Genomic DNA, 11,861 nt, shown 5'->3' with positions numbered 1-11,861 from the left:
GATAGCTCTTTTTAACTTAACTAAAATTCAACCAGCTAAAAACGGTTTCAACCGTCAATTCTAACTCAATTCCATTAAGGATTGGTAAATCAGTTGCACCTTCGTACAACTCCACTCTTTGCCCGGAAAATACGGCTAAAATACTTTCTTCTTCGGGAATCATTAACCAGCCCAATTCAGTGCCTTGTTGCGAACAAGCTAGTAATTTAGCAAGCACTTTTGTTTGGCTTTGTTCGGGAGAAAGAATTTCAATCGCCCAGTCTGGATAAATTTCAAAGCGGTTAGCAATTCTACCCGATGGTAGAAATGGAATTCTTTCCCACCGAAATACTGCTACATCTGGGACGAGTGATACACCGCCGAAAGTGCAACGCAACTCTGGAAAAGCATAAGCAATCTTTGGTATTTCGACTATTTGGTTGATGACATTGCAAAGCTTAGCCTGCAATCTGCTATGTTCACCTTGAGGCATGGGTTTTTGAATGATTTCTTTGTTAATATATTCGGAAGCTGGCTCCGTTTCTGGAAGTTTGAGAAACTCCTCTAAGTTGGGCAAGATTTTAATGAGTGTAGTCATAGGTCAAGTCGATTTTAGATGTTCGATTTTAAATTGGATAGATATCAGAACCCCGACTGTTTAAAAGTCGGGGTTCGGGTATCTATTATGAAGGACAAATTCAAGCCTTAACTAGCCTTCTTCTGAGGAGCCATTATGCGTTCCACACTCATAGCAGCCACGCTTAATGTCACCACAGCCATGCCAAGAATTGCCACAGGCTGCAACTTCTCGTTGATAATTATAAACGCAAAAAGTGCCGTCATCGCCGGCCCCAAAGTGCCAATTACTGACGCTAAGGCCGCCCCCGCGAACCGGATGGCAAAATTATTCAAAAGATAGCTAAACAGCGTCAGCACCCCTAAAATAACGCCTCCGATAATCAAACCAGGCCAAACATTTTGGTCGATCTTAGGAGAAAAATTTTCCGACAGCGGCACCCACAAACTCAGGGAGGAAAATACAAAAATCGCGGCGAAATTAACTAAACTAAAAGGAATTGGGTGCAGCTTGCCCGCGGCCATTTGCGTCAGCAATACGTAACCTGCAAAGGTAATCCCAGAAGCCAGTGCCGCCGTGACTCCCACCCCGACATTGCCGCCGCCCGGAGGTGGGGCTGCAAAACTCGGCCACCCAGCTAAAATCAGACCTGCGGTAATCCCGACTATCGCAAAAAAGCCGACTCTGCTGGGGCGAGAACCAAACAAGATCCAAGAACCTAGTACGGTGACGATCGGGTAAATAAAGAAAATCGTAATCGCAATCCCCGCTGGAATATTGCCGATCGCCAAATAAATCAAAACCTGAGACAAAAACAGAAAAAATGCGCTTCCTAAAACCTTCCCCCACAAAGCTCGATCGCCCGACTGGAACAACCGCCTAATATCTTTCCAAACAGAAGGATACAGAAATGTCGCCAATATCGGCATCAAAGCCATCACCACGATCAGCCGCATCAACAAAATCAACAAAGAATTGCCAAAACCGGGAGTCACCACCCCCGGAAATTCAAACAAGCCAAAAACCACCCGAGGATTTCTGCCTTTAATCAGAATTCTTAAACAAACATTAAACAGCGACAATACCACCGCCGAAGACAAAGCCAGCACCAAACCTGTCTGTACAGAAGGTGCTTTAGCGGATGCGGTCGAGGGAACTGAAGAGGGTTCCGGCACGGCTTCCCGCGGCCTTTCCACAGGTGTTGGCTGCAGAAGTTGCGGGCGGACAGAATTAACAGAATTAGTTGATTCCTCGACATAGGAATCTTGAGCATCGAAAGGATTCTCAAGATATTCTTCTTCTTCTTCGAGTTCTTCCCTGATGCGGTTTACGAGATTTTGTAACAGCTCTTCCCCTTGCCGCTCTAGGGTTTGCATATTGTTGAGCCGCACGGAAAGCTCGCTTTCATAGCTGCTCAAATCTTGTTCCAGCATCTGGAAACTGCGATCGATCCTTTCATCCAGCGCCGCCAGCAACTGCGAGGCGCGTTCGTCGTAGTTGCTCGGCGGCAGGGGTATCGGGAACTCGCCGCTGGGAATAGGGCTGCTGAGAGAATTTCCAGAGTTAGCGCTGAGTTCGTTGAACCGCTGCACCAACAAATCCTGCAAATTGTGAGCCAAAACTTGAGCCAACTGCTTCAGCCACAATTGCTGCTGCTGAATGTATCGCCCAGACAGAGATTCCATTTGCTGAGACTGCAATTTGCGATATTGCTCTCTGAGGTCTTCAATATCCTCAATCAGGTGATTTTTTTCAGTTTGCAGCCGAGTAATGTCTTGATTTAACTGGCCTTTGACATTTTGATGCAAAGCGTCCAGTTCTTGCATTACTGAGTGGAGGACTTCTTCTGCTGATTGTACTTCCTCTGGCTCGTCCTTTGACGAGTATACGTTCCGCTGCGCCATTAGCCTATAACCTCTAATTTAAACTGCACGTTCACTGTTCTTAAGTATTTTGGCAAATCAGGCCGCAAGTTCTAGTGATATCAAATCCGTTAGCATCGGAATAGTAAATTCCAGTTCACTGTTCACTGTTCACTGTTGACTGTTCACTGTCAACCGTCAACCGTCAACATCATGTATGAGTGTAACCGGAAATGATATGAGTGGCTCTAAAAGATTGCGGACACTGTTGAATCAATAGTAGTCGCTAAGCTACAAATGTGAGAAAATTGCGTGAAGCAAAGCTATCCCGCTCTTAATCCCCCCAAGAACACTTTGTGCAATTAGAAATCATACTATAGCAATCCTCGCATCAGTTGTAAAAATATGTAGGGTTAGTGCTACCCCTACTCCCCGTGCCTACCCCAGCCTGCATCGGGGCAACCGGGCGTGGGTTTTGCCCCTACAAGAATTACACAAATCATTGAGGATTGCTATACAGCTTGACCTCTCCACGGATTGCTCCCGGTAATTCTCCCATCTAACTCACCCGATTGCACCCGAATCACAAACTTAATGACCGAAAGCATCCAGGATACAAGCCCCCGGATTCATCCGTCCAGAAATAAAAAACTTGTATCCGATGAAACTTGCCCCCCGAATTTATCCGTGGCGTCAAGGCTTCAATCTAAAATCTAAAATCTAAAATCTAAAATCGATTGACCCCTTCTGCGACTAAATTTGATTGGGGGGTGTCACTCCTAGCCCCTCAACGGATAACTTGATGCTGCGGGCAGAAATCCGGTTTCTTTTGCCCGCATTTCTCCCGCACTCCCGCACCCAGATTTATTATATTAAAGGTTCCGATCTTTTGCTCGCGAAAGTTTTAAGAGGCGATCGCACCCTCAATAAGCAACCACACGCATCAAAAAATTAACACATCCCATCCCCGAAGAGCAACAGATATGGCATCCGAAATTTATGACAATTCCTTTACAAAGGATATAGAAAAACTGAATATTTCTTCAGAAGCCGAAGTCTTTGTGTTTCCGGCATCATTTGCCCAGCAGCGGTTGTGGTTTCTCGATCAATTCGCACCGGAAAACCCTTTCTATAATGTAGTAACAGCACTGCGCTTAACTGGTTCCCTCAACTTAACAGCCTTAGAGCAAACATTCAACGAAATAGTGCAGCGACACGAAACTTTGCGAACCACTTTTGCAGCGGTATCAGGTCAACCAGTGCAGATAATCTCTCCCGCTTTCAAGACTAATTTAAAAGTATTAGACTTGCAAGATTTGCCGCCCGAACAACGGCACACAGAAGCAAAGAAACTCTCTGCCGCAGAATCTCTTCGCCCTTTCAATTTATCCACGGGGCCGCTGATGCGAATCACCCTCCTGCGGCTGACTGAAACCGAGCATATTCTCTTGCTAAATATGCACCACATAGCCTCCGATGATTGGTCGATCGGGGTGCTAATTCGAGAACTGGAGGTTATCTATACAGCTTTGATAAATCAACAGCCATCTGCCCTGCCAGAATTATCACTTCAATATGCCGACTTTGCCGAGTGGCAGCGCGAATGGCTGCAAGGTGAAGTATTAGAAACTCAGCTTGCTTATTGGCGGCAGCAATTGCACGGGATTTCTGTGTTAAATTTGCCGACTGATCGCCCTGCACCAGCTAGGCAAAATTATCGGGGAAAAACTCAATATTTAGAACTGCCTAAAAAGCTGAAGGACGCACTTTTAGCGCTCTCGCAGCGAGAAGGAGCGACTTTATTTATGACAGTGCTCGCTGCATTTCAAACTTTGCTTTACCGCTACTCGCAACAAGAAGATATTGTTGTAGGTTCGCCGATCGCCAATCGCAACCGCAGCGAAATCGAAGCATTAATCGGTTTTTTTGTCAACACTTTAGTGCTGCGAACAGACTGTTCGGGAAACCCGACATTTCGAGATTTTTTGGGCCGGGTGCGGGAAGTAACCCTGGGAGCTTATGCTCACCAAGATTTGCCTTTTGAAAAGCTAGTCGAGGAATTGCACCCAGAGCGATCGTTGAATCGCCACCCGCTGTTTCAAGTGGTATTCGGGCTGCAAAATGCGCCGCTGGACGAGCTAGAATTGCCAGAATTAAAGTTGAGTTCTTTTCCTTTGGAAACTCAAACCACGCGCTTTGATTTAGAGCTGTATTTGTGGGAAGCTTCCGATAATTTTAGGAGCAGATACGGCGAACATTGGGAAGATTCGGAAGGGATCAGAGGCTTAGCTGTGTACAATACAGATTTATTTGATGAAGTTACGATCGCCCGAATGCTGAAGCATTTTAAAACCCTGCTGGAAAGCATTGTCGCTAATCCAGAACAAGGAATTGCTAACTTACCTTTATTGAGCGAGGATGAAGTGAATCAATTATTCAAAGAATGGAACGATACTCGCACAGATTATCCTCAAAATAAGTGCATTCATCAGTTATTTGAAGAGCAAGTCCAGCAGCATCTGGAGAATGTCGCCCTAACTTTCGACAGCGAGCACCTCACTTACAGAGAACTCAACAGTCGCAGCAACCAACTGGCGAGTTACCTACAAAAAATGGGCGTGGGGGCGGAGGTTTTAGTGGGGCTTTGTGCAGAGCGATCGATCGACCTAATTGTCGGGATGTTGGCTATACTGAAAGCGGGAGGAGCTTATCTACCGTTAGATCCGAGCTATCCGCGCGATCGGCTAAACTTGATGCTGGAAGATGCTCAAGTTAAAGTCTTGCTAATTCAAGATAAATTGATTGAGAATTTCCGAGACTTCTCAAACTCGGTGATTTACTTCGATCGCGACTGGGAAGACATAGCCAAAGAAAGCGCCGAAAATCCCGCCAACACCGTAACAGCAGACAACCTAGCTTACGTTATTTACACATCTGGCTCAACAGGAAAACCCAAGGGAGTTGCTGTCACCCACAAAGCAGTAAATCGGCTGGTACTCAACACCAACTATATAAAAATAGAACCTAGCGATAAAATTGCCCAAGCATCAAACGCTTCATTCGATGCAGCCACATTCGAGATTTGGGGAGCCTTGCTTAACGGCGCTCAACTCGTGGGAATTAGCACAAATATTACCCTTTCGCCTCACGATTTAGCCTTAGAACTGCGCCAACAAGGCATCACCGTCTTGTTTTTAACAACGGCCTTATTTCAACAAATTGCTAGAGTTTTACCGCAAGCTTTTAATTCGCTGCGCTGCTTGCTGTTTGGCGGAGAAGCGGTCGATATGAGATGGGTTAAAAAACTTCTCCAACAAAAGCCAAGCACTAAATTAATTCACGTTTACGGGCCTACAGAAAATACCACATTTTCGGCTTATTATTGCGTGCAAGACGTACCCGAAACCGCAACATCTATCCCCATCGGCCGCCCGATCGCCAACACGCAAATTTATCTCCTCGATGCGGATTTGCAGCCGGTGGCGATCGGTGTTATAGGTCAATTGTACGTCGGCGGTGACGGATTGGCGAAAGGCTACCTCAACCAGCCCGATTTAACGGCTGCTGCATTCATTCCTAATCCTTTTAGCAATAAATCTGGTTCTAGCCTTTATAAAACAGGTGATTTAGGTCGCTATTTAGCTGACGGCAACATCGAGTTTTTAGGTCGCGTTGATGACCAAGTAAAAATTCGCGGCTACCGCATCGAGTTGGGAGAAATTGAAGCGGCTTTGTGCCAGCATCCACAAGTGCGCGAAGCAGTAGTAATTGTGAGGGAAGACATCCCCGACGATAAACATTTGGTAGCTTATGTTATTCCTGACGGCATCAATGAAAAATCAGAAAGTCACAATCTAAAATCAAGTGACTTGCGCCAATTTTTGAAAGAAAAGTTACCAGGATATATGGTTCCTGCAACTTATGCAGTGTTGGAGAATATGCCACTGACGCCTAATGGCAAAGTAGACCGCCGGGCCTTGCCTGATATAGATACAGACAGCGAGGATATAACAGAAAATTATGTAGCGCCTCGGACTGATCTCGAAAATGCGATCGGGAAAATTTGGGCTAAAGTTTTGGGCAAACAGCAGGTTAGTATCTACGATAATTTCTTTGAACTAGGCGGGCATTCCCTGCTAGCAACTCAGTTAATTTCTCGCATCCGAGACGCTTTGCAAGTCGAGCTATCGGTCAGCAGTTTGTTTGAGGCTCCGACTGTGGCGAGTCTGGCAAAATACATTGAGACAATGCGCTGGGCCGCGAAAGGTTTGGATACTCCTAGAACAGACGAAAATGAGCGGGAAAATGTGGAATTTTAAGGTCTTATACCAATTTTATATGAGGCTGCATAGAATCCGATCCCCCCTAGCCAAGAGGGCGGGCACGGGGGCACCGCCCCTACTAAGGGGGGGACAAGATTCCGATCTTTCGTCCCCCTTCTTAAGGGGGATTTAGGGGGATCGAGATATGTGCAACTTCACATTAAATTGGTTTTACATAATTGCGGGATGATTTTGATTGTTTTGTGGAATTGGCATCTGCCCTGTCGGTAGAAATTACCGCAATGGGAACTTATATTCAAGCCTGCTTCACGAGAAGATTTAGACCTCTGACTTGCTAATATAAAGGCTGAGGCTGCCTATATACTTGCAAGATTGCTTGCGGGGCATTACAAATAAGGGAGAAAAGGTTCTCTCAACAACCAGTCATCCAGAAAATCACAAACGATGTCCAACCAAGCGTCTGACCGTCTTAAACAAAATGCTGAAAAAATTATGCAGATATGGGAGAAGCGGGCGCGCGATGAAGTCGGTGCATCAACGCGTCACAATTCTCTTGTCTTGCAAGATTCCCTACCTCTGTACTTAAACCAACTGGTAGATGAACTCTCAAACAGAATTGTCAGGACACCTGCCCGAATCACAGCCGACGAGGTAGAAAGTACGCGGATTGGCAAGCTGCATGGCCATGAACGGGCGGGTTATGCTGACTACTCTATGACTGAACTCATTTTCGAGTATCAGCTCCTCCGTCAAGTAATATTTCAAGTTTTAGAAGAAGAAGCACCTTTAGGAGTGCAGGATAGAGACATTATTATCGGCTCCATTGAGCAAGCCGTTAATGACGCCGCCACTCAATTCTCCGAAACGCTGCGAGATATTCAAGAACTATTTATGGTGACGCTAACTCACGACCTCAGAGGGCCTCTTAATGTTGTAAAAATGGGAAGTCAACTCACTCTGCGGCGGCTTCAACGAGGAGACACCCATATCGATGTGGCGACGAGGATGATCGGTGCGGTCAATCGGCTGGATTCGATGATTCAAAATCTCCTTGATGCGAGTCGGCTGCGGGCAGGGCAGAGCTTAAAGATTGAATTTGAAGAATGCGATTTTGAGATGCTAGTCCAAGAGGTGGTAGAAGATTTGAGCTTTGCGTATGGAGAGCGGTTTGTTGTAGTCTCTGATTCTGAGATCAGGGCTGTTTGCAGCCGTAAAGAAATACGGCGGGTGATTGAAAATTTAGCAATTAACGCTGTGAAATATGGTGCGCCTACTACGCCGATTACACTCACGCTCCAGCAAACCCAAACGCAGATCAGCCTTACTATCCATAATGAAGGCGATCCGATCGCCCTAGACGCTCAATCCATCCTCTTTCAACAATTTCGTCGAACCATTTGTGCCCAGGAGCAAACCGGCTGGGGATTAGGATTATTTTTAGCAAAGAGTATTATTGAAGCCCATAAAGGGACACTTGCGGTTGAAAGTGCAGAGGGCAAGGGGACAAGCTTTATTATCCATTTACCTAAAGTTCTTGCTTAGTTCGGGACATTAAGACTAAGAAGAAAAATAGGGTCTAAAACAATACGGTTTAATTTTCCTTAACTGAACCCTATTGTTCTATAGAGTTGGAGTATCTATGAGGTTGCTAGTTAGAAATTTCCCACCCATCAGCTAATTTAGTTATGCCCTCCGATGGTTACACAGCATTTCATTATTGGTATAACATAAGTGGCAGAGGGATATATATGCTTTAGGGCAAAACAACATGACATTTATACGAGCGTGGCGATTCATAACACTGATGCTGGCTTCATTTAGTCTGAGTTTGTCTATGGCACATTTGCTAGAGTTGCCGCAAAGAATGCAGTTTGACCAGCAACTTTGGGTGAGAGTAACGGTCTTTGAAAATGTTTATAAATTGTTTGGCTCAGTCGGCGCAGCTTTTGAAATTACAGCGATTTTGACAGCAATCGTGCTGGCATTTCTTGTTCGCAAACATGGTTCAACTTTTTACTGGACGTTGGGCGGAGCTATTCTCTTGGTGCTAGCGTTTGTGAGTTGGATCATGTTTGTTGCGCCAATGAATGCTGAATTCGCCCAATGGTTGACGAATCCCATTCCAGCAGATTGGACGCGGTATCGGGATCAATGGGAGTATGCACACGCAGTAAACGCCTTGATTAAAATCCTTGGGCTAAGTTTGCTCGTGATTTCTGTGCTTGTTGAAACGCCGAAAAAGAGAGCGATCCATTCTGAGCGTGAGTGAGGCTTATTTAGATGAACGAGCTGGATTGAGTTCGGGCGTGAAGTCATCAAACAGCTTAATGTTTTTAGTAAACCAGAAATCTCAGAATGGTTCGGTATGTAGAAATACAGTGTAATTCTAGCTAAATACAAAATGACGTAGTTCTGGACTATTAGAGGCGAATAAACTCATCTGAGAAGCAGAAAATGCTGCCTCGATCGTGTTCATTTTATGGCGAATTATGCTTTATGAAAATCAACAAAATCTAACCCAATGAACCAACTTTTCCGCCTCATTTTGATATTCATGAGTGCGTTGATTGTCATCACATTCAACATCAATGGCAGTGCAAACCAACTGGACTTGGATGATAGGATCGATCGCTTCATCACCACTCAAATGAAGACTCATCACATTCCGGGTTTGGCACTCGCGATTACTCACAATAACCAAGTGTTGCACGTTAAGGGATACAGTACAGCAAACAACGAGCGGCCTGTTACAGCACAGACCCAATTCTTGATTGCTTCGATGAGCAAATCGTTTACCGCAATGGCAGTGATGCAGCTAGTTGAAGCGGGACAAATTAATCTGGATTCACCCGTGCAAACTTATCTACCAGAATTCACCGTGACCGATCCAGCGATCGCTGCCAAAATTACCATTCGTCATCTCCTCAATCAAGTGAGTGGTTTATCTGACGTAGGCTTTCCTGAGTTGCAGGTTTCTCAAGCAACAACAATTGGCGATCGCGTTACTAGCCTCAGTCGAGCAAGTCCCGTTGCGTTACCGGGCGCTCAGTTCCACTATTTCAATCCCAATTACGAAGTGTTGGCGCGAGTGGTTGAAGTGGTGAGTCAACAGCCATTCTCAGCCTACTTACAAACGCATATTTTTACACCTCTTCAGATGTCGCGGACGCTCAATGCAACTACAAGTGCTGACGCATTCCCAGGTGCTACCAACATGGCACAAGGACATCTGATGGGATTTGGACTTCCCTTCGCATATCCAGAAATGTCTGGTTATTTGAGCGGCAGTAGCGGGATCGTTTCCACCGCAGAGGACATGGCAAATTATCTAATCTTCCAAACCAACAGTGGACAACTTAAAGAGACAAAATTGCTTTCTGAAAGTAGTGTGGCGCTGATGCACACTCCACCCAAAACCATCGGTAGTTCCTATGGCATGGGTTGGTTCAAGGGCAGCGAGAACGGTGAACCAGCGATCGAACACTCTGGAATTTTGTCTACATTCTCTACGTATGTTGTGCTATTGCCGAAGGAAAAGTATGGAATTGCGCTACTTTGCAACATCTATGCGTGGCCGTTAATTCCAATGGCATTTCCGCAAATCAAAACTGGACTGATTCAATTACTAAAGGATGGGCAGCCTGCCGCAGGTGGGTTTTCAATAACCTTGTGGGGTATAGCGATCGCACTGTTAATGTTTATAGGTGTAATGCTGGCAATCCGCAGTTTGCTTTACTTACCACAATGGAGACAAGCGATTCGTAGAATTCCATTGTGGCGGGTCTGGTTAGGGATTGGCTGCACATTCTTGCCAGCGTTTTTCCTAGTTGTATTACCTTGGCTATTCGCATTGGTGTCCGATCGATTCTTTGGATATGTAGTTCTGTTTCGATCTATGCTCGATCTGATGCTTTGGCTGAGTGTGTGTGCGGTTTTGGGCGTAATAAATGGAATTGCACGTTTGATACTTCTGGCGCGTTCCAATGGATCAGAGTATTAGAAAAGCCAAATTATCTATTCAATCTCACGTCCATTTCACAATTCAAAAGAAATTATTTTATGAAGAAGTTAAACCAAACTGCTAATTCATCCCAAAAACCTAGATATAGCCCCTACGCCGACCTATTGATTGGTTTCTGCGGAAATGATGAGATAGTTACATCTAAAATCACTTTCTGACTAATCAATATAAAACGACATTTAACGAATCACGATTATGTATACCAGCACATCAAATAAATCACCGCTAAAGTTCTTTCTACTGGTTTTTGCTCTTGCTATTCCATTATGGGTTATTGAACCAATGGTCAAAGTTAAAGGACTTCCGCTGGATCTTCCTATTACTGACCTTATAGGTACCTTTATACCGTTAATAGCTGCCTGTATCCTTGTTTATAAAGAAGAAGGGCATGGTGGCGTCAAGAAACTGCTGAAAAGAGTTTTCGATTTTTCAAGAATCAAGCCAAAAATCTGGTATTTGCCTCTTATTTTCTTGATGCCAATAATATATTTATTGATATATGGAGTAATGCAACTGTTTAGACTGCCACTTCCTGTAGGAGTGGAAATTCCCTTTCTAAATAACGCGCTAATTTTTGCAATCATCTTTATCGGTGCTACAGGTGAAGAAGTCGGCTGGTCGGGATATGCCGTTGATGCTCTGCAAGAACGATGGTCTGCACTAACAACCGCCATCATGGTGGGCTTGGTGTGGGCAATATTGCATTACCCATCAATCATTCAACAGGGTCACGATTTGATATGGATAGCATGGGCAACTCTCGGTCTTGTTGGTATGCGGATACTTATTATTTGGCTTTATAACAACACTGGAAAGAGTGTTTCAGCGTGCATCATTTTTCATAGTTTGGCTAATATTGGGAGGATTTTATTTCCCAAAGATCAAACTCACAATCCGCTAGTTGACTATCCTGATATTCACTATTCAATAATTGCGATAGCCGCTGTCACTGTAATCTTTCTGTGGGGATCAAAGACATTAGCTCGATATAGATATAGATATACTTGATTTGTGCCCAGTTGCTTTCCTGAAAACGTATGAAAGTAATATGTCATTGGCCCATGCTTGAAAATTTAGATTGGCTAAGTAAATTAGTCCAGCAAAGAATTCAGGAAGTTCAAAAATAGTTATTAACAAAA

General features: G+C 44.7%; 7 protein-coding genes. 5 read left to right on the top strand and 2 right to left on the bottom strand.

Annotation, left to right across the window (positions count from 1 at the left end; genetic code table 11):
• Positions 1-16 precede the first annotated feature (16 nt).
• Positions 17-577: a Uma2 family endonuclease gene (locus QUB04_RS19200; RefSeq protein WP_333286746.1), complete on the bottom strand. Its 561-nt coding sequence runs from the start codon at positions 575-577 to the stop codon at positions 17-19.
• A gap of 107 nt (positions 578-684) precedes the next feature.
• A complete protein-coding gene (locus QUB04_RS19195) occupies positions 685-2,460 on the bottom strand; it encodes an EamA family transporter (RefSeq protein ID WP_333286744.1) in 1,776 nt (591 codons plus the stop codon).
• 941 nt (positions 2,461-3,401) lie between these two features.
• Here QUB04_RS19195 and QUB04_RS19190 point away from each other — a divergent pair.
• The 5 genes from QUB04_RS19190 to QUB04_RS19170 all read left to right on the top strand — a co-directional run bounded on the left by QUB04_RS19190 (position 3,402) and on the right by QUB04_RS19170 (position 11,730).
• Positions 3,402-6,737, top strand: a complete 3,336-nt coding sequence (locus QUB04_RS19190) for an amino acid adenylation domain-containing protein (protein ID WP_333286742.1) — start codon at positions 3,402-3,404, stop codon at positions 6,735-6,737.
• A 408-nt stretch (positions 6,738-7,145) separates the two neighbouring features.
• Positions 7,146-8,243, top strand: a complete 1,098-nt coding sequence (locus QUB04_RS19185) for a HAMP domain-containing sensor histidine kinase (protein WP_333286740.1) — start codon at positions 7,146-7,148, stop codon at positions 8,241-8,243.
• A 292-nt stretch (positions 8,244-8,535) separates the two neighbouring features.
• Positions 8,536-8,970, top strand: a complete 435-nt coding sequence (locus tag QUB04_RS19180) for a hypothetical protein (protein ID WP_333286738.1) — start codon at positions 8,536-8,538, stop codon at positions 8,968-8,970.
• A gap of 252 nt (positions 8,971-9,222) precedes the next feature.
• Positions 9,223-10,701 carry a serine hydrolase domain-containing protein gene (locus tag QUB04_RS19175; RefSeq protein WP_333286736.1) on the top strand — a complete coding sequence of 493 codons (1,479 nt, stop codon included), beginning with the start codon at positions 9,223-9,225 and terminating at the stop codon, positions 10,699-10,701.
• A gap of 216 nt (positions 10,702-10,917) precedes the next feature.
• Positions 10,918-11,730, top strand: coding sequence for a CPBP family intramembrane glutamic endopeptidase (locus QUB04_RS19170; protein WP_333286734.1), 813 nt, complete (start codon positions 10,918-10,920; stop codon positions 11,728-11,730).
• Positions 11,731-11,861 lie beyond the last annotated feature (131 nt).

The organism is Microcoleus sp. D2_18a_B4 (assembly GCF_036702475.1).
Lineage (GTDB): Bacteria > Cyanobacteriota > Cyanobacteriia > Cyanobacteriales > Microcoleaceae > Microcoleus.
Note: the sequence above shows the minus strand (reverse complement) of the source record. Positions and strands in the feature narration are given on the sequence as shown.